12 protein-coding genes and 2 pseudogenes are annotated in these 21,789 nt (G+C 43.5%); 3 read left to right on the top strand and 11 right to left on the bottom strand.

Annotated features, from left to right (window positions below; translation table 11 throughout):
• From J699_RS02070 to J699_RS02085, 6 genes and pseudogenes are all read right to left on the bottom strand, one after another.
• A partial coding sequence (locus J699_RS02070; protein WP_032882972.1) for an Ig-like domain-containing protein occupies positions 1–286 on the bottom strand: 286 nt, incomplete at its 3' end.
• A pseudogene (locus J699_RS19955) lies at positions 270–1,502 on the bottom strand (Ig-like domain-containing protein); the annotation flags it as partial. The pseudogene J699_RS19955 and the gene J699_RS02070, both read right to left, overlap by 17 nt.
• A gap of 39 nt (positions 1,503–1,541) precedes the next feature.
• A pseudogene (locus tag J699_RS19285) lies at positions 1,542–7,307 on the bottom strand (Ig-like domain-containing protein); the annotation flags it as partial.
• 465 nt (positions 7,308–7,772) lie between these two features.
• Positions 7,773–9,272, bottom strand: coding sequence for a cation:proton antiporter (locus J699_RS02075; protein ID WP_005288466.1), 1,500 nt, complete (start codon positions 9,270–9,272; stop codon positions 7,773–7,775).
• Positions 9,273–9,558: 286 nt separating this feature from the next.
• Entirely contained in the window at positions 9,559–10,449 is an 891-nt protein-coding gene (locus J699_RS02080; protein ID WP_032869801.1) for a neutral zinc metallopeptidase, read from the bottom strand.
• A 37-nt stretch (positions 10,450–10,486) separates the two neighbouring features.
• A complete protein-coding gene (locus J699_RS02085; protein WP_032869802.1) occupies positions 10,487–11,410 on the bottom strand; it encodes a DUF808 domain-containing protein in 924 nt (307 codons plus the stop codon).
• A 165-nt stretch (positions 11,411–11,575) separates the two neighbouring features.
• Between J699_RS02085 and trpS the strand changes: the two genes are divergently transcribed.
• The 3 genes from trpS (at position 11,576) to J699_RS02100 (ending at position 15,393) form a co-directional block, all read left to right on the top strand.
• Positions 11,576–12,589, top strand: coding sequence for a tryptophan--tRNA ligase (trpS, locus tag J699_RS02090; protein WP_005227112.1), 1,014 nt, complete (start codon positions 11,576–11,578; stop codon positions 12,587–12,589).
• Between the two features lie 416 nt (positions 12,590–13,005).
• Positions 13,006–13,650 carry a YqiJ family protein gene (locus J699_RS02095; RefSeq protein WP_032869803.1) on the top strand — a complete coding sequence of 215 codons (645 nt, stop codon included), beginning with the start codon at positions 13,006–13,008 and terminating at the stop codon, positions 13,648–13,650.
• Between the two features lie 30 nt (positions 13,651–13,680).
• Positions 13,681–15,393 (top strand): flotillin family protein, encoded by a 1,713-nt coding sequence (locus J699_RS02100; protein WP_032869804.1) that lies wholly within the window; start codon positions 13,681–13,683, stop codon positions 15,391–15,393.
• Positions 15,394–15,446: 53 nt separating this feature from the next.
• Here the strand turns inward: J699_RS02100 and J699_RS02105 are convergent, their stop codons facing one another.
• From J699_RS02105 to sucD, 5 genes are all read right to left on the bottom strand, one after another.
• Entirely contained in the window at positions 15,447–16,505 is a 1,059-nt protein-coding gene (locus tag J699_RS02105) for a fimbrial protein (protein WP_032869805.1), read from the bottom strand.
• A gap of 1 nt (position 16,506) precedes the next feature.
• Complete coding sequence (locus J699_RS02110) at positions 16,507–19,023, bottom strand: fimbria/pilus outer membrane usher protein (protein ID WP_228133447.1); 2,517 nt, start codon at positions 19,021–19,023, stop codon at positions 16,507–16,509.
• A gap of 39 nt (positions 19,024–19,062) precedes the next feature.
• Complete coding sequence (locus J699_RS02115; protein ID WP_032869811.1) at positions 19,063–19,791, bottom strand: molecular chaperone; 729 nt, start codon at positions 19,789–19,791, stop codon at positions 19,063–19,065.
• A 41-nt stretch (positions 19,792–19,832) separates the two neighbouring features.
• Positions 19,833–20,372, bottom strand: coding sequence for a fimbrial protein (locus J699_RS02120; protein ID WP_005227101.1), 540 nt, complete (start codon positions 20,370–20,372; stop codon positions 19,833–19,835).
• A 524-nt stretch (positions 20,373–20,896) separates the two neighbouring features.
• Positions 20,897–21,787 (bottom strand): succinate--CoA ligase subunit alpha, encoded by an 891-nt coding sequence (sucD, locus tag J699_RS02125; RefSeq protein ID WP_003655479.1) that lies wholly within the window; start codon positions 21,785–21,787, stop codon positions 20,897–20,899.
• Between the last annotated feature and the right edge of the window lie 2 nt (positions 21,788–21,789).

Here is a 21,789-nt window from a genome sequence, read left to right as displayed (position 1 = left end):
TGCCTGCGGCATCTGTTGCCGTAATGCTGACATTGATGGTGCTGTCTGCATCAAGCACTAACTGTCCGCCATCAACGGTCACACTCCATAAGCCACCGGTTTGTACCGTGGTGGTGATGTCTACGCCATTGACGTTGACCGTAACCACGTCACCCACGGTGTATTCACCGGTGACCGTACCGCTGATGGTTTGATTGGTTGCGGCTTCGCCTGAATCTACAATGCCATCGCCTGCAATCGGGTTAATGGTAATCGTCGTCGTGCTGTTGATTCGGTGCAGTGACATCCACGTTATAGACTTGGGTGTCAGTCACGCTGCTGCTGTTACCTGCTGCATCGGTGAAGGTCGCTGTGGCATCAATGGTTTTATCGCCATCGGCCAACAGGTCGCTACCTGCGACATCGGCTGTCCAGTTACCTGTTGCTGCATCTACAGTTGCAGTGTAAGTCACGCCATTGATAACTAAAGTCACCACTGTGGTAGCTGCATCTGCAGGGATACCGGTTAAGGTACCTGTCACTGTTACTGTGCCCGCTGATTCTGCTGCGTTGAGGACGTTGTCCGCAGTTACCGCATCAATCGCAAGGGTTGCACCCGCTGGATTTGGTGGGGTCGCATCGACGGTTTCTGTACCTGGTACAGACGGGTTGCCTGCAGGGTCGGTGGCAATCGCAGTGATGGTATCACCATCCACCAGACCGCCCGGGTTTGGTACAGTCCATTCGCCTGTTACTGGATCAGTCACCACATCAACGGTGCTGCCATCCGGGAAGGTCACAGTCACAGTTGAACCTGGTTCTGCCGTACCGGTGATTGGATCGGTACCATTGACCGGATCAATCTCTGGGGCATTCGGTGCAGTCACGTCAACAGTGAAGCTTTGGGTATCAGTGATTGTGCTGCTGTTACCTGCTGCATCAGTGAAGGTCGCTGTAGCATCGATGGTTTTATCGCCATCGGCCAACAGGTCACTACCTGCTACATCGGCTGTCCAGTTACCTGTTGCTGCATCTACAGTTGCAGTGTAAGTCACGCCATTGATAACTAAAGTCACCACTGTGGTAGCTGCATCTGCAGGGATACCGGTTAAGGTACCTGTCACTGTCACTGTGCCAGCTGATTCTGCTGCGTTAATAACGTTGTCTGCTGTTACTGGCGCAACAGTCAGTGTGCTACCAGTGGTATCTGGTGCAGTGGTATCCACAACATAGCTGTGATCTGCACTGACCGGACCTGTACCTGTTACATTCACGGTCACTTCAATGGTGCTGTCTGCATCTGCAGTCAACTCGCTACCTGGAACGGTCACGCTCCATGTACCATCCGCCTGTACCGTGGTGTTGTAATTGTTGCCGTTGACCACAACCGTCACTGCATCACCTGCAGTGAAGTCGCCTACAACCGCACCACTGACCGTTTGGTCCACACCCGCTTCTGCTGCGTTAACGGTGTTATCGCCTGCAATCGGGTTGATCACCACCACTGGTGTGGTGATATCCACGGTGTAGCTGGCATCTGCTGTCACAGTACCGGTGTTGCCTGCGGCATCTGTTGCCGTAATGCTGACATTGATGGTGCTGTCTGCATCAAGCACTAACTGTCCGCCATCAACGGTCACGCTCCATAAGCCACCGGTTTGTACTGTGGTGGTGATGTCTACGCCATTGACGTTGACCGTAACCACGTCACCCACTGTGTATTCACCGGTGACCGTACCGCTGATGGTTTGATTGGTTGCGGCTTCGCCTGAATCTACAATGCCATCGCCTGCAATCGGATTAATGGTAATCGTCGTCGTGCTGTTGTCCGGACCAGTGGTATCGACTGTATAGACTTGCGTGTCAGTCACTGTGCTGCTGTTACCTGCTGCATCGGTGAAGGTCGCTGTGGCATCAATGGTTTTATCACCATCGGCCAACAGGTCACTACCTGCCACATCAGCTGTCCAGTTACCAGTTGCTGCATCTACAGTTGCAGTGTAAGTCACACCATTGATAACTAAAGTCACCACTGTGCTTGCTGCATCTGCCGGGATACCAGTTAAGGTACCTGTTACTGTTACTGTGCCCGCTGATTCTGCTGCGTTGAGGACGTTGTCCGCAGTCACCGCATCAATCGCAAGGGTTGCACCTGTATTGTCTGGTGCAGTGGTATCCACTGTATAAACTTGAGTATCGATGACTGTGCTGCTGTTACCTGCTGCATCAGTGAAGGTGGCTGTGGCATCAATGGTTTTATCGCCATCTGCTAGCAAGTCACTACCTGCCACATCCGCTGTCCAGTTACCTGTCGCTGCATCTACAGTTGCAGTGTAAGTCACACCATTGATAACTAAAGTCACCACTGTGCTTGCTGCATCTGCTGGGATACCGGTTAAGGTACCTGTTACTGTCACGGTGCCAGCTGATTCAGCTGCGTTGAGGACGTTGTCTGCAGTCACATCATCAATTGCAAGAGTTGCACCTGTATTGTCTGGTGCTGTGGTATCCACTGTATACACTTGCGTATCAGTGACAGTACTACTGTTACCGGCCGCATCAGTGAAGGTGGCTGTAGCATCAATGGTTTTATCGCCATCGGCCAACAGGTCACTACCTGCAACATCTGCTGTCCAGTTACCTGTCGCTGCATCTACAGTTGCAGTATAAGTCACGCCATTAATTACAAGCGTAACAACCGTGCTTGCGGCATCTGCTGGAATATTCGTTAAAGTACCTGTGATGGTCACAGTGCCCGCTGATTCTGCAGTATTCAATACATTATCGGCAGTTACGTCATTAATGCTTAATACCGAACCTGTCGTATCTGGTGCATTCGTATCTACTGTATAGCTTTGATCAGCATTGATTGGCCCAACACCTGTAACTTCAACCGTTACATTGATTTTACTGTCTGTATCTGCAGTCAGATCGCTACCTGGAACAGTGACGCTCCATGTACCACCTGTTTGCAAGGTAGTCGTGTAATCTGTGCCATTCACATTGACAGTGACTTTATCTCCAACAGTAAAGCTGCCAACTACTGAACCACTAATAGTTTGGTCGACACCCGCTTCTGCTGCGTTAACAATGTTATCCCCAGCAATCGGGTTAATCACTACCACTGGTGTGGTGATATCCACGGTATAAGTAATGTCTGCAGTAACAGTACCTACGTTACCTGCGGCATCTGTTGCCTGAATAGTTACATTAATGGTTTTGTCTGTATCAAGCGCCAATTGACCACCGTCAACTGTAATACTCCATACACCACCCGTCTGAACCGTTGTCGTGATATCCACGCCATTAACGTTGACAATAACGACGTCACCAACTTTATATTCGCCTGTTACGCTACCACTAATCGTTTGATCTGTGCCTGCTTCTGTTGAATCCAGAATATTGTCACCCGCAACCGGATTAATTGTAATCGTCGTTGTACTGTTGTCAGGGGCTGTTGTATCAACCGTATAAGTATGATCTGCAGTAACAGAACCAACGCCAGTTACATCTACAGTCACATTAATGGTTTTATCCGCATCTGTGGTTAGCTCAGCGCCAGCAACCTCAATACTCCAGTTACCGTTGTTATCTAAAGTAGTGGTGTAATCTGTACCATTGACATTGACAGTGACTTTATCTCCAACAGTAAAGCTGCCAACCACTGAACCACTAATGGTTTGATTGACGCCAGCTTCTGCTGCATTCAGAACGTTATCACCCGCAATTGGATTAATCACCACAACAGGCGTGGTGATATCGACCGTGTAGGTCGCATCAGCCGTTACACTACCCACATTACCAGCAGCATCTGTTGCCTGAATAGTCACATTAATGGTTTTATCTGCATCAAGAACCAGTTGCCCACCGTCAACCGTGATACTCCATAAGCCACCCGTCTGAACAGTTGTTGTAATGTTGATACCATTCACATTGACAGTAACTACATCACCAACACGATACTCGCCTGTGACTTTACCGCTGATGACTTGACTGGCACCTGCCTCTGTTGAATCAACAACATTATCACCCGCAATCGGGTCAATGGTAATCGTGGTGGTGCTGTTGTTTGGTGGAGTTGTATCTACAGTTTCTGTACCCGGTGCTGACGGGTTACCTGCAGGGTCGGTGGCAATCGCTGTAACAGTATCGCCATCTTTCAAACCGCCCGGATTTGGTACGGTCCATTCACCTGTGGTTGGATCGGTAGGAACTTGGACAGTGCTGCCATCCGGGAAGGTCACCGTCACGGTTGAACCCGGCTCTGCAGTACCGGTGATTGGATCGGTACCATTGACAGGGTCAATCTCCGGTACAGCTGGTGCAGTCACATCCACGTTATAAGTTTGTGTATCCGTAACGTTGCTGCTATTGCCTGCGGCATCAGTGAAAGTCACTTTTGCATCAATGGTTTTGTCGCTATCCGCCAGTAAGTCACTACCTGCAACATCTGCCGTCCAGTTACCCGTCGCCGCATCCACAGTTGCTGTATAGGTCACACCATTAATCACAAGCGTCACAACAGTGCTCGCAGCATCTGCTGGCACACCTGTTAATTTACCTGTAATTGTGACAGTCGACGTTGACTCTGCTGCATTGAGGACATTATCTGCTGTGACCGGATCAACGCTAAATTCAACGTTACCCGTAATCGGTGGAGTAAGGTCTACAGTTTCTGTGCCCGGTGCAGATGGGTTACCTGCTGGGTCAGTCGCAATAACTTTAATCGTATCGCCATCTTTTAAACCGCCCGGATTTGGTACGGTCCATTCACCTGTGGTTGGATCAGTAGGAACTTGGACAGTGCTGCCATCCGGGAAGGTCACCGTCACGGTTGAACCCGGCTCTGCAGTACCGGTGATTGGATCGGTACCATTGATTGGGTCAATCTCTGGTACAGCTGGTGCAGTCACATCCACGTTATAAGTTTGTGTATCCGTAACATTGCTGCTATTGCCTGCGGCATCAGTGAAAGTCACTTTTGCATCAATGATCTTATCGCTATCTGCCAGTAAGTCACTACCTGCCACATCAGCAGTCCAGTTACCCGTCGCTGCATCCACAGTTGCTGTATAGGTCACGCCATTAATGACGAGTGTCACTACTGTGCTCGCAGCATCTGCAGGGATACCGGTCAAAGTACCGGTAACCTTCACAGTCGAAGTCGATTCTGCCGCATTCAAAACGTTGTCTGCGGTCACTGGATCTACATTAAATTGAACTGAACTTGTATCCGGTGGTGTACCGTCAATAGCCACGGTTTCTGTGCCCGGTGCAGATGGGTTACCTGCTGGGTCAGTCGCAATAACTTTAATCGTATCGCCATCTTTTAAACCGCCCGGATTTGGTACGGTCCATTCACCTGTAGTTGGATCCGTTTCAACATCAACTGTTGATCCATCAGGGAAGGTCACAGTCACGGTTGAACCCGGTTCTGCAGTACCTTTGATTGGATCGGTACCATTAATTGGGTCAATTTCTGGTACCGCTGGTGCAGTCACATCTACGTTATAAGTTTGTGTATCCGTAACGTTGCTGCTATTGCCTGCGGCATCAGTGAAAGTCGCTTTCGCATCAATGGTCTTATCGCTATCTGCCAGCAAGTCACTACCTGCCACATCTGCCGTCCATTTTCCTGTTGCTGGATCTACAGTTGCAGTATAGGTCACGCCATTGATAACTAAAGTCACCACTGTGGTGGCGGCATCTGCAGGAATACCGGTTAAAGTACCGGTCACCTTCACAGTCGAAGTTGACTCTGCTGCGTTCAATACGTTGTCTGCAGTTACCGCATCAATCGCAAGGGTTGCACCGGTATTGTCTGGTGCTGTGGTATCCACTGTATAGACCTGGGTATCGGTCACGTTACTGCTATTGCCTGCAGCATCAGTGAACGTCACTTTTGCATCAATGGTCTTATCGCTATCTGCCAACAAGTCACTACCTGCGACATCTGCCGTCCATTTTCCTGTTGCAGTATCTACAGTTGCCGTATAAGTCTTACCATTAATGACGAGTGTCACGACTGTGCTTGCTGCATCAGCAGGGATACCGGTCAAAGTGCCAGTAATTTTCACAGTCGAAGTGGATTCTGCCGCATTCAAAACGTTGTCTGCGGTCACTGGATCTACATTAAATTGAACACCATCTGTATCTGGTGGTGTGCTATCAATAACCACGGTTTCTGAGCCCGGTGCAGATGGGTTACCTGCCGGGTCAGTCGCAATAACTTTAATCGTATCGCCATCTTTTAAACCGCCCGGGTTGGGTACGGTCCATTCACCTGTAGTTGGATCAGTAGGAACCTGAACGGTACTGCCATCAGGGAAGGTCACAGTCACGGTTGAACCAGGTTCTGCTGTCCCCGTGATCGGATCTTTGCCATTAATTGGATCAATTTCTGGTACCGCTGGTGCAGTCACATCTACGTTATAAGTTTGTGTATCCGTAACGTTACTGCTATTGCCTGCGGCATCGGTGAAAGTCACTTTTGCATCAATGGTTTTGTCACTATCAGCCAGTAAGTCACTCCCTGCCACATCAGCAGTCCATTTACCGGTTGCTGGATCTACCGTTGCCGTATAAGTCTTACCATTAATGACGAGTGTCACCACTGTGTTTGCTGCATCAGCAGGGATACCGGTTAAGGTACCAGTCACCTTGACGGTCGATGCTGATTCTGCCGCATTCAGGACATTATCCGCAGTCACCGGATCTACATTAAATTTAACTGCGCCAGTGTCTGGCGGTGTAGTGTCTGGATTATTACCATTATTATTATCGCGCCCATGACCATCGCTGCCGCCACTTGCGGCTGCAATAATACCGCCAGCCACTAAAGGCACAGCCCACAACCATGGATTCATACCACCATCATGGTAAAGCAAAGGTTCTACAGACTGAATCGGTTGATAGACCACATCTGAAACAGGAACCTCTGGAGCAGCCTCTGGCACAACCGCTGGCGTTTCTTCTAAGTATACTGCCCCTTCCGTGTCTGCATCTGCATCTGCATCTGCGTCACTATCTGCATCCGCATCATTTTCGGCATCTTTAAAACGTGCCCAAATGAGTTGACCATCTTCGCCTTGAAAAACCAGACTGTTATCCAGATTCGCCCCTTCATTAAAGAAGTTTTGAATAACAATTGTTTCTCCGTTTTTCAGTAAAATAACGGCATTAGAACCATCTCTTTTTACTGTTGAGATATCGTTGACAGGGATCTTAACCAGAACCACCGTGGCCTCAGATGGTAAAGTCGTTGTTTTTTCCGTCGTATTTGCAAGGGTTTTATGACTTTCCTTGGAAATAATTTGTATTTCAGACATGATTATATTCCTCAATTATATATTATTAATTTCAAATCAATTTCTAATGACGTTATTACTGAAGTTAAAATTATTTTTTCAAGTGATAGAGTTCACGACACTACTTTAAATTAAACCGAATAAATGTTAAATAGCTCACAAAACAAAGAAAATAAACTTACATTGAAATAAATTATAACACTTACACAAATATATGTTTTACAACAACAAAAAAAATAAAAATTACTTTAAAAAATAAAAAATTTACACTTTTAAACAAATAAATTTACAAAGAAATAATAAGTTCCTAAAAAGTATTTTAATTAAATTAAACAAACTTTTTAAATATATTATTTAAATTAAAATAAAAGCCGCTCCCACACTTTAATTAAACTAAACACACCATTTAACGATTTTGTTAACTAAAAACAAAAAAGCCTTTTCATTATAAAAAGGCTTTTTTTAACAAAAGAAAAAAATATACGATTAAAAATTATCAGGATTTTCCAAGCGTTTGACCTCTTCCCGTTTACTTGGGTGATGCATGGTGGCGACCCCGTCCTCGGTTTTCTGATCCAGTAAAATTTCAGGGTTATAGATAGTAATCGTCTCTCGCCCTAAAGCATCCTCACCAATAATATATTTAAAACCACGGCGGTTCATCTTGTTACACATGCGTTGATAGAAGCCTTTTAAGCCTTCTTTCTCTTCATTTGGATTGTAGTAGAACGCATTCATCACCGCAGGCAAACCAAGACCACATACCACCCCGGACAGCAACACACTGATAAAGGTATAACCAATCAGGATACTGCTGTATGGGCTAAGCTGAGGAATGTTGGCCACAGCCAGAATCAAGGCCAGTGAAATACCACCACGTACCCCTCCCCAGGATAGAATCGCTAAACTGCCGTTATAGCTTTTTTTACGGAAAGAGGGAAATAAGGCAAAAGAAGCAAAGTTGGCCGCAAAACGGGACAGATGCAGGATAATAAACGCAATAATCCCGCCAATAATCAGGTTAGCACTCAGATCAAGAATAAAGAGCTCCAGACCAATCAGGGTAAATAAGAAGGAGTTGATAATGCCTTCAACCGTATGCCAGAAGTGATTCACTTCACGTATTTCACGCTGTTCACGAATCTCTTGCCATTTGTTGCCGACAATCAGACCGCCAATGACACAAGCGATCGGTGCTGATGCATGAGCAAATAATGCGACCAGATAAGAACCACTGGCCAGCAAGGCTGTGGTTAAGATTAATGACTCCATCTCGTGTTTACCGCGTAATAAACGCAAGATTGCAAAACCGAATCCAAAACCAATAATCACCGCGACAAAGATTTCATAAAGTAAGGTTTCAACGGTTGCCAATAATGAAAAATGCTCACCTTGTAGCACTTTTAATAAAGTCATAAATAAGGCAATACACATGGCATCATTAAATAAAGACTCACCTTCCAGCTTTACCATGAGATGGTGTGGCGCACGAATTGAACTGAGTACACCTTTAACACCAATAGGATCTGTCGCCCCAAGCGCTGCACCTAATAACAATAAAACGCCAATCGGGACCGGATAACCAACCAGCCATTGAAATAAATACAATAAACCTGCATAAAATCCTGCACATAGCACCAATGCAATAGTGGCTAAAATACCGATAGGTTTCCAGTAGTTTTTTAAATCTGAAATTTTAAACTTAAGTGCTGAAGAGGTTAAAATGAAACAAATCACACCATTAATTAAAAAATCATAAAAATCAATATTTCTTACAGCAGCTTCAATATTATGAATATTAATGGTAATAAACTGGTTGCCATTTAACAGGCTTGCGCCCCACTGTAAAATAAAGACAAAAATCGCAGAAACAATCGGAACCCCAATCGCTTGAGGAAAACCCAGTATTCGTTTATTAAAAATGGTGGTGGCAATGGATAATGCAAAAATTACCGTTAATGCTTGTAAAAGAAAAAAATTACCCATATGACCTCTTTATTTATTTCAACTTCGACACATACAATTTATTTAAACTTTACAACTCACCATAAAGTGCAATTCAAAAGTCTATTGTTTTTTATGATTGAATAAAGAATGAAGGTCTATGCTGCAGTTTGACTCACTAATTATTTAATTTTATTTACAAATGATTCAGTACAGTAATAAACCTATCATCCTCAATTCAGCATAGACATGTTATTTTACGTTAATTCTGCTTAAGCTTCGTATATCTTCCGTATAAAAATCAAGGACAAAAAACCGCCGGGGCTGATCACTTAAAAGTATTACATTGATTGACATCACCCGATTTCAAACCGGTCTGAAACCACTGCATACGCTGTTCACTGGTGCCATGAGTAAAACTATCAGGCACAACCTGTCCTGTGGCACGACGCTGCAGATAGTCATCACCAATTTTTTCAGCGGCATCCATCGCTTCTTCAATATCCCCTTGCTCAAGGAATTGGGTGCGCTGCTGATTTTGATGCGCCCATATACCGGCAAAACAGTCGGCCTGTAATTCTAGACGTACAGAGAGTTGATTGCCCTGTGCCTGGCTCGCCTGAGCACGTGCTTGCTGTACCTGATCTGAAATTCCTAACAGATTCTGGATATGATGCCCCACCTCATGTGCGATTACATAAGCTTGGGCAAAGTCCCCGGCCTGATCCTGACGGGAAAGCTCGGTCTGGTTCTGCTCACCAGAGATGCCCATCTGTTGACGCATATCCTTAAAGAAAGAGGTATCAATATAGACCTTTTGATCTGCCGGACAATAGAACGGTCCCATCGCGGCTTGCGCAGTCCCGCAACCTGATCTGTCCACACCACTAAACAGCACCAGACGAGGTGGCTTATAAGTCATTCCCAATTGCTGGAAAATCGGCGTCCAGGTATCTTCTGTATCTGCCAGTACCGTACCGACAAAATCACTGGCCTCTTTCTGCTCAGCGGTTAGGCTTTGTGGCGCACTACCTTGTTGAGACGATTGTGCCGTGACGGCTTGCGTGGCCTGATAGGCTTGTTGTGGATCGACACCAAAGAACTTCCAGGCCACAAAAGCCACCACCAGACCCAATATACTGATACCACCTGCTTTTGCACCGCCACCACCACGACGGTCTTCAACATTGGTACTGACTCGACGACCTTTCCAACGCATAACTACCTCACATAATTCTGATGATGACGATTCAGGCTTAAGTTGATGCCTTTGGCCAAACTTTCTGAATCAGACTGATAATAAGCAATACAATTGCGCCCGCCACCAGACCAATTCCAAGATTGATCAAAGTCGGCGTCAATGCACCAATGATTGAACCCACATTGGGAATCAGCTCTAAATGGTCAACGGTTTCTTCGGTAAAATGATGCAGTAAAGGAATGGTATGCGAAATAATACCGCCACCGACTAAAAACATGGCAATTGTCCCAACAATTGACAGTGTTTTCATCAAAACTGGAGCAAAAGCAAGTAAACCACGTCCTATTTTATTTTTAAATTCAGAAGCCTGTTGGGTTAAAAATAAACCTAAATCGTCAATTTTAACGATCATTGCAACCAGACCGTAGACACCGGCCGTCATGACAATTGCAATAATACTTAATACTGTCACTTTAGACATAAATGGTGCGGTTGCAACTGTACCTAACGAAATCACCACAATTTCAGCCGATAAAATAAAGTCGGTACGAATCGCCCCTTTGACTTTTTCTTTTTCGAATTTGGCCAGATCAACTTCGACATGCTGTAAATCTTCACTCGCCTCTTCTTTGGTTTTGGCTTTTTTATGCTGCAAGGTATGAACGACTTTTTCCACACCTTCATAACAGAGAAACAAGCCACCAATCATCAACAAGGGATTAATCAGCCAGGGCGCAACCACACTGATAAGCAATGCCAATGGTACGAGGATTAACTTATTAACAAATGATCCTTTTGCAACACTCCACACCACAGGCAGCTCTCGATCTGCACGTACGCCACTGACCTGTTGTGCATTCAGCGCCAGATCGTCGCCCAAGACACCCGCAGTTTTTTTGGCTGCCATTTTGCTCATTACAGCAACATCATCCAGAATCGTCGCAATATCATCCAGTAATAATAATAAACCACTCGCCATTTTTAATTCCTCATTTGTATTTATGTCGCTATTGTAGATTCCCTCAATATATTCACAATATTATTTTTCAGAAAAAGTTTCAGCAATCGCTGACGAAAAAAAATTATTTCCCGTACAATAATATCAATCTTATATTTATTAAATCACTGAATCTTGGAACATATCATGAGTAATATTGATCAACGTCCAATCATTTTGACAGGCGACCGTCCGACTGGACAACTTCATCTTGGACACTTTGTCGGTTCATTACGTTCTCGTGTAGGTCTACAAGACAGTCATCATCAACATCTGTTATTGGCTGATGCTCAGGCCATGACAGACAATGCCGATAACCCGGATAAAGTTCGCAATAACATTCTTCAAGTGGCACTAGATTATTTGGCAGTCGGCATTGATCCGAGCAAAACCACAATTTGTGTACAGTCATGCTTACCTGCGCTAAACGAATTGACCATGCTGTACCTCAACTACGTGACAGTTGCACGTTTAGAGCGTAACCCGACCATTAAATCCGAGATCCAGATGCGTGGATTTGAGCGTGATATTCCAGCGGGCTTCCTGTGCTACCCGATCGCGCAAGCAGCAGACATCACGGCATTTAAAGCCACCGTTGTTCCTGTCGGCGAAGACCAGATTCCAATGATCGAGCAAACCAACGAAGTGGTTCGTCGTGTTAACCGTCAAATCGGTCATGACCTGTTACCAGAATGTAAAGCGTTGTTATCCAATATGGCACGTTTACCTGGTTTTGACGGTAAAGCAAAAATGTCTAAATCATTAGGCAATACCATTGTGCTGAATGCTTCTGACAAAGACATCAAGAAAGCGGTTAATGCCATGTATACCGATCCGAATCACTTACGGATTGAAGATCCAGGTCAGGTTGAAGGCAACATCGTATTCACTTATTTAGATGCTTTTGATCCAAATAAAGAAGAAGTGGAAGAATTAAAAGCGCATTATCGTCGTGGTGGTCTCGGTGATGGTACAGTGAAAAAACGTCTGGAAGGTGTACTTAAAGAACTGATTACACCAATCCGGGAACGTCGTGCCGAGTTAGAAAAAGATCCGGATTACATTATGGATGTGCTTAAACAAGGCACTGAAAAATGCCGGATTATCACTCAACAGACGCTTGATGAAGTCAAAGACGGCTTAGGATTATTTAAATTCTAATTTATGTTCTTATTCACATAAAAAGCCCGATTTCGGGCTTTTTTTAATATAAGCATTTGATTTAAGTTTGATTTTAGAACTTCCCGATAAAATATAAAACTAACACTTTTTGTCACTTATTAACATGTATTAACAGTTGTTAACATGAATACCGATGAACTTGGTCGGGATTTTAAATAAGATTGCGTTGTAGATTAGCAAACACTAATCTCATGACATTTCTCCTTTCAACCGAAACTGTTTTAAACAGATTCGTTGTTCAACGCAATGACAACCCCAATCATTGCGTTTTTTTTCGCCTGTCATAATCTGAACAATTTAAGTTGAAATTCAACTGTATTAGTTTTATTCTTATAACTGTTTTATTTTTATAAAAAATTTATTAATTATCTCTAAAAGAAATAAGAGAAACGCTGATGATCTGGGATTTATTAACACATCCTTCTAATCTTATTTTTAGCATTGCCTTAATGCTATGTCTATTTATCGGTGTACTCGAATTCATCTTGCTATTATTTGGCGGTAGTTCCAGTTTTCTGGAACAGTTTCTTCCCGATAGCCTGACTGATATTGACCATGCCGATGTTTCACTGGAACAGTCAGGAAATCTGTTTACCCAGCTTTTAGAATGGCTTTATCTGGGCAAGGTCCCGTTACTGATCTGGTTAATTATTTTCTTAACCCTGTATGCATTAACAGGTCTGATTATTCAGGATGTTTTTTTCCAGTTTACAGAACAATATGTATCGGCATGGATCATTGCCCCTGCCTGCCTTTTTTTGGCAATGCCACTGGTACGTTATAGCGCGGCGCTGATTGCCAAGATTATTCCCAAAGATGAAACCACCGCCATTCGGCATGATGATCTGATTGGCCGTACCGCCCACATTATTTTAGGGGAAGCCAGACCAAACTCCCCTGCTCAGGCCAAAGTAAAAGACCAGTTTGGCCAGATGCATTACGTCTTGGTTGAACCCGAATTTGATATGGTTTTCCATCAAGGTCAGGACGTTATTTTAACGCAAAGAACCAAAATTGGCTTCCAAGCGATTGTTGTTTAGTTTTTATATTTATTACATGAGGGTGTTTAAATGTTGAGTTCAGCATTGACTGAAATTCTAATTATTACAGGTGTTATTTTTGCTGCACTGATTTTTATTGGTATTGTCATCGCGCGTCTTTATACTCGTTCCAGCAAAGAAGTCTCTTTCGTGCGTACCGGTTTTGGTGGTGAAAAAGTCATTTTAAATGGAGGCGCTATCGTGCTTCCTGTTTTACATGAAATTATCCCGGTCAACATGAACACCTTACGCTTAGAAGTAAAACGTGCCGCGGATCAGGCATTGATTACCCGTGACCGTATGCGTGTCGATGTCATGGCAGAATTTTATGTTCGGGTCAAACCGATTGCAGAATCCATTGCAACCGCGGCACAAACCTTAGGCCGTAAAACCATGTCTCCACCAGAGCTAAAGGATCTGGTTGAAGGTAAATTTGTCGATTCACTACGTGCGGTGGCCGCTGAAATGGCAATGGAAGAGTTGCATGAAAAGCGTGTCGACTTTGTGCAAAAAGTTCAGCAAGTGGTCTCTGAAGATTTATCCAAGAATGGTCTGGAACTTGAAACCGTGTCTTTAACCGGTCTCGATCAAACCAGCTTTAAATTTTTTAATCCGCAAAATGCCTTCGATGCAGAAGGTTTAACCAAACTGACTGAAACTATTGAAGATCGTCGTAAAAAGCGTAACGACATTGAGCAAGATGCTGACTTGGCGATCCGTGCCAAAAATCTTGAAGCTGAACGTGCCCGTCTTGGTATTTCGCGTGAAGAAGAATATGCCAAGCTAGAACAGGAACGTGAAATTTCCATCCGTAAGGCCGAACAATTGGCTGAGATTGCCTCTCAGGAAGCAGGCAAAAAACGTGAAGCTGAAGAAGCACGTATTGCTGCGGAACGTGAAGTGGAAATTAAACGGATTGCTTCTGCACGTGATGTCGAAAACGAGAATATTCAAAAAGCGCAATTAATCCAGAAAGCGCAGGTTGAACAGAAGAAAACCATTGAGCTGGCTGAACAGGATCGTGCCATTGCCATTGCTGAAAAATCCCGTGCCGAATCAGAAGCTAAGGCGCTGGCGGATAAAGCCCGTGCTGAAGCGGTAAAAGCAGAAGAAGAAGTTGTCACTGTCCGTGAAACCCAACGCGCTGAACGTCAAAAGGCGGTTGAACTGGTTGCAGCGAAACAAACTGCCGAGAAAGAAGCGATTGCCATTACCGTTGCTGCGGATGCGGGTAAAAAAGCCGCTGCCGATGAAGCAGAAGCCGTACGTATTGCCGCAGAAGCGGATGCTGAGAAAATCCGCTTAAAAGCCAAAGGTGAAGCAGATGCGAAAGTGTTGCTGGCTCAAGCCCTAGAGAAACAATATCAAGTCGATGCAGAAGGTGCGCGTGCAGTCAATGAAGCAGCCAACACCCTTTCTGCTGAACAGGTTGAAATGCAGGTGCGTCTGGCCTTATTGAAGCATTTACCAGAGATTATCCGTGAAAGCGTGAAACCGATGGAAAATATTGATGACATCAAGATCTTGCAAGTCAATGGTTTAAATGGCTTCGCTGGCGCTTCTGCAACTTCCGGTGAAGCGGTTGAAAACGGTTCAACCTCATTGTCTGATCAGGTGGTGAATAGTGCCCTACGCTACCGTTCACAAGCACCCTTAATTGATAGCCTGATGAATGAACTGGGCCTGCAAGGGGGCGACATCAATGGTTTGACCCAAGGCCTAAATAAACCGAAGGCAGAATAAGTTTGATATGAAATAAAAAAAGAGCCTGCTGCAGGCTCTTTTTTATTGCACTTTTACTTGTAGTTCACCATGACGGTCGCCTGCGCATTGACACTTCCCGCAACGGCAGCAACATTATCTTTCTTATAATATTTTGCATAGAAATTTTTAGTTAAAGCTGGATTTGATCCTGCGCCCAACCGACCAAACGAATATTCTGTGCCATAGGTAATCGCTGAATTATTAGATACATCATACACTCGAATGCCGACATTACTGGTTGCAGCATTACTATTGCTCAATACGTTAGTGATATTCGCGACATTGGCATTATCACTCATCGTAAAATAAAGTGCAGTACTGGCAAGCCCGGAACTGCATGTCGCCGTGATTGAAAAAGGGGTTTTCCCCCCTGCTTCGGTTCCGATAGTGGGCAAGGCACTGGTGGCAATGGTCGGCAAGGTCACAATCGGATTGTTTAAGCTACAGGTCTTGGTATTTTCTGGATTCAGTGTTAATTGCACAAAGCCCGATTGACTATCCTGATAACGGTTTGTGCCTTCGGTCAGGTCCACCACCACCTTGCCTAAATCAAGCTGTACTGCTGGCGTACTTTCGGTCAATCCAGAAGTAAAATAAAACTTCAAATTAACAATATTGACGCCTTGGGTCGCAGACTCGCCTGTCGCATTGTTATACAAGCTCACGGTCTTGGCTAAATCAACAACGGGCTTTCCAGACTTGGTATCCTGTATTTGAAAGGTGACATACGCATATTGATTAAAGTAAGGACTACTGCTGTTGACGATTTTGTAATAAGTCGAACCTGCATAACTGATCGTTTGATCAAAGTTGACGTTACTTCCTACTGTAGTAAAAGATGTAGTTTTTCGGTCAGGCACATTGTCTGCGACTTTGTTTGAACAATTCACCAAAGAATAAGCCGCAATCGATGTGGCAAAGTTGGTAACAAGTGTCCAGTTTGAAGTTGAATTTGTAATACTACTGGTATTCATCGCCAAAGGCTGAGTTGGATTAGAAGTACACACGCCGTTATCCGTAGCAAAAGCATGTTGCCCCTGAGCAATACCTAAAACAGTAAATAAGAGCGTAATTGCATATCTGGTCTGCATGTTATTTACACTCCACATCAATCATCTGCATCCGTTTCGTTGACTTATTCTGCGGAATCATTTTCTCTGGTGCGGCAATACGGCAAGCATAGGATTCATTCATCCCCCATTGCACATAGAGATCTTGTTTTAATAATTGCGCTTTTTCTATAAATAGCTGATTTGACTGGCCAAACATGCCTGCAACTTTCCCCGCCTGATTCACTGCCTGCACCCCGATCGGAATCTGCTGATGTTCACCCTTAACTTGTACATTTAATAAAATATTTGAGCTTTGCTCGACATCAAATTTGATCAAGGTTGAACTATAACGGCGTGGAATGACTTCCGCCTGATTCGCAGTTAAATTCACATCCAGAGGCAAATACTTGGTATCTAAACGGATGGTGTTGGCTTCATAAGGAGAAACATTGGCATAAATTGCATTGCCCCAATAGTCAACTTTACTGCCCCAGGCATTCACGACATCAGCGCCATGCGCACCCTTTGCATGAACAATGGTAAACGTGTCCGATAAATTATTGGTTGCGGTAATTCCATAAGGATGAGCGACAACCGCACCTTTGGCACTGAAACCATATTGAGTCTGGTCATCACTCCAGCCTGTTACCACGCCTAGTTGTACTTGAGCTAAGCTGTAATTCATATTGGCTGAAACAGCAGAATTATTTTTTCCATTGTTCCAGTTCTGGGTCGTGGTTAAGCCATAATTGAATTGATTGTTTTCCCCTAATGTTCCAGTGAAACCCACATTCGCTGTGGTTGGATGGCCGACGTTATCTGCATATTGAATATTAGAATACAGATTGGCCTGCTTTTTACGCCACTCTAAAGGTAAAGACAAGCTCAGATAAACCTTATTTTCTTTTCCAGCATCATTTAACTGATTATTATTTTGACTATAACCGATAGAATAGCTCAATTTATTCCAGCGATTACTATAGTTAATACTATATTGCACATAGTCTTTATTGGTATTCCAGTATTTATTTTGGGTGGCATTTAGATAAACAGAGCCTAAACCCTCTTTAAAGTTTTGATAAAGCGAAATATTGAATTGCTGTTTTAATAAATAGGTAAGAAAAAGACTATCAATTTCGGCTTGATTCAAATCATTAAAATTTCGTAAAGACATCGTATTACTTAATGTCATGTATTCACGATCTTGATATTGTGCTGAAATGTTCAGAAAAGTATTCAACGGACTATAGCTATATTGATAAGCAGCTTTATATTTCCATCCAGCATAATCATTTTTTGCTAAGCTCGCATTTGATTTTTCTGCATCAAATCTTAGCCCTCCCAGACGCGTATTTTGGCCAAAACCGAATAAATAGCTTTGAAAATCATGACTGAGATTGCTGCCCAGATATAGGCTGGAATAATTGCTTAGGCCATATTCGGCACTGAGCTGACCAATATAATCATCCGATGTTTTATTGTTGATTTTGTATTGCCCAGAAGCAATGCTGTAGTTTAACTGTCCCATTCGAACAAGGTTCATATTTCCTTGCATCGGCACAATGAAGCTGTGTTTTTCCCCACCATTTTCAGTGACCTGAACAGTTAAATCACCATTATTATTAACCGCTGTGAGATCATTAAACTCAAACTCACCCGCAGGTACGGTACGTTCGTAAATTTTTCGGCCATTCTGAAATACAGAAACCAAGGCATTGGTGTTAGCCAAACCACGAATCAAAGGTGCATAGCTGCGCTGCGACATCGGCAGCATACTAATATCGGAAGCAAGCTGTAAGCCGCGTATTTGCGCCGAATCAATTGCATAAGTCTGGGTATTAAAGTCACCCATCTCTAGCCGTGCTTTCAGCGCAGGAATATCTGTAGACAAGACATTCAGATAAGATTGATCCCCGCCGAGCTGTGTTCCATCTGAGTCAAAACTTCCCGCATGACGAAAGTTAAAACGACTGAAGTTAAATCCACCGGTTAAATTCAGATAATTGCTGCTGACTTGTTCTCGCTGATTCAATTTACTGGTGTAACGATTAAAATCGTAACCAAGATAAGCAGCAGTCACCCCCTGCTCAAATCGTTCAGGTGCAATATAACCTTCTGGTCGCTGATTAATGATGGCTAAAGGTAAAGAAATATCCAGACTTAATGCCGACATATCCAGATCATAGTAGGCATCCGGATTCAGCTCTTTAATGGTCAAGCATGGCTTTTTAGGTAGTTTTTCCAAGACTTCCGGACGTAGATCCAGTCGTTTCAACAATTGCTCATCAATACATAGCACCGCCGTCAGCTCGGCATTCAAATGCTCGAATTTAAGCGTCAACTGACCCAATGAGCGATGATGATTAATACTGGTATTGAGTGAGTACACACCCGCAGCAACACCATTGGTCTGCCGAAATGAAGTTAGATCAATATCCTGATTGCGTCCGCCGAATAATGCACGTGCATCAAAGGTATAAATCCGGTTATTTGAGCCATCTCTCGCTTGCAATTTCTGATTGATATTTTCATTTTCTGCTGCATAAGTAGCTTGCATGCATAAAAAAATAACGCTATATCTGAATGCATGCTTCATTTATTCTGCGCCATTGATGACGGCTTGATAAGCCTGATTTCCACCATAATCATTAATCAATAAATAGCTAATATGCTGAGGCTTAAATTGAATTCCAGGTTTAAAACTTTCAGTAGAATAAGGCGCAACCATTAATGGATCAGCATAAACAATATTTTCTTTATCCGGATTCAGGCTCACATTATAAAAATTTATATAATAAGGTGATGGATTATTTACCGTGATGCTTTTATTAATTTCATTATATTTAAAGGTGATATTTGCAAATGCTTTGTCTTGTGAGATTTTTAAATTAACAGGACGATAAAACAGTTTGATCCGTGAACGAATCGACACCTGTAATTTATTCTTTTCTGCGCTTTCTACCTGTTCAGCGGCTGGAATATCCAAAATATTAAACCAATATAAACTTTCTCTATCCTGAGGCAAAGCCGTAGTATCTTTCGCAATTAAGCGCAGCATTTGTCCTTTATTTGGGGCAATTTGCGTTAATGGAGGCGTTAAGATAAACGGTATCTTATCTGCCTCCGGGATCTGATGCGGGTCACCATTGTCTAACCAGGCCTGAATCAATGCAGGACGATCATCAGGATTGCTCAATTGAACCGTGACCGTATTCTGGTTGGAAGGAAAAATAATACGCGTACCAGTAATCGTCACTCCTGCACATGTTGCAGTAGAGATCGAACTGAGCATTGCAATGCCAAAGGCAATCGATGAGATACGCATATTGTGATATTTCCCCTGAACCAACCAAAATGAAACAACAATTATTTATAAATAATGCTGTAGCTTACTGATGACGTTACTGCACCGGCAGTGGTTGCAGCTGTCGCGAAATAACGTGCGAAATAGTTGAAGTCATTGCTGTTTGTACCAGCAGACACCCCTACACTGCTTGACTGGGTTGGTGCTGGTGCATTTACGTCAATCACGGTCTGGTTGTTGGTCAACAGTTGCACATCAACACCTGTCGCTGCGCCGGTGTTAATTAAACGACCTGCTGCATTCACTTTAGCCACTTCTGATTCGAAGTAAGGCGTCGCATTTAAACTGCTTGAAGTACAACCTGTACCGGTTAAATTGATTTTAAATGCAGTGGTACCCGCAGTTGCATTTGCCGCACCTAAAGCAGCGGTATTAACCGTTGGTAAAGTTACAGAGGCAGATGCATTACCACTTCCCGCAACGTTGGCACTACAGGTTCCAGCAACCAGCTGACCCGTAAAAGTGATCACGCCAGTTGCAGCAAAAGTTGTCGATGTTGCACATACAGCCAGGAGAGCAAGCCCTAAACTTAATTTTTTCATTTGAGAGTATCCATAAAAATTTGATTGATTTTTCATTACTTAGCTTCACCCCAAATTGTTTAAAATCTTTGTAAAAAAGCTATGCAATTCAGAAACAATAATATACACAAAAACAACATTTTCAATAAAAATTCGCAAACCATGTCACACTTTTACCGATTAATACACAACAATTCCAGTTTTGATTTTTTCATGATTTAAAACATCAACTTAAAAATACCGGAGATTAAAATCCATGTTTTTTAAGCTTTTCCTTTTTGGTCAGAAGGTGAATATTTTTGTCACTTTGGTACAAGTTATTGAAATTTAAGCAGCTCATACAATTTTTTAAAATGCATAAAAAATAGACAGTCATTTAATGTTTTAGGTGTATATTCCGACTGCAATGCTGAATTTTAAGTTTTATTGAGGATCAATTTTTATGGCCAAACCCACTTATATTTATAGCTCCCACCTAAATTTTTCAGGCAATAAAAAACCCCAATGTCGCCATTGGGGTTTTTTAAAGATTAAAATCTAACGTATTACGCTAAACCTTTCTCTTTTAAAACTTGCAACATAGTAGAACCAAGCTCAGCTGGGCTACGCGTGTAAGCCATTCCCGCGCGTTCAAATGCAGCGAATTTCTCTTCAGCAGTACCTTGACCACCAGAAATGATCGCACCAGCGTGACCCATACGCTTACCTTTAGGCGCAGTTACACCAGCGATGTAACCGACTACAGGCTTAGTCACGTTAGATTTGATGAATTCAGCAGCTTCTTCTTCCGCTGTACCACCGATCTCACCGATCATGATGATTGCATCAGTATCTGGATCGTCTTGGAACAATTGAAGCGCTTCGATTTGGTTCATACCTGGGATTGGGTCACCACCAATACCGATACAAGTAGACTGACCTAAACCAAGCTTAGTTGTTTGAGCAACAGCTTCATAAGTCAATGTACCTGAACGTGAAATGATACCAATACGACCTGGTTGGTGAATGTGACCAGGCATAATACCGATCTTACATTCGCCTGGAGTGATCACGCCTGGGCAGTTAGGACCAACTAAACGCGTACCGTTACCGTTAGTTTCTAAGTAGCGTTTTGCTTTAAGCATGTCGATTGTTGGAACACCTTCAGTGATCACAACGATCAGGCCAACACCTGAATCAACCGCTTCAACGATTGAGTCTAAAACGAATGGAGCTGGTACATAGATTACAGATGCATCAGCATTTGTTTCACGTACTGCTTCTTTCATTGTGTTGAATACTGGTAGATCAAGGTGAGTTGTACCACCTTTACCTGGAGTAACACCACCAACAACTTTTGTACCGTAGTCTAAAGCTTGTGCAGAGTGGAAAGTACCGTTTTTACCAGTAAAACCTTGTACCAATACTTTAGTGTCTTTATTAATTAATACGCTCATGA

Source organism: Acinetobacter sp. 1000160 (assembly GCF_000588715.1).
GTDB lineage: Bacteria > Pseudomonadota > Gammaproteobacteria > Pseudomonadales > Moraxellaceae > Acinetobacter > Acinetobacter courvalinii.
The sequence above is the reverse complement of the archived record's forward strand: the minus strand, read 5'-3'. Positions and strand labels throughout refer to the sequence as shown.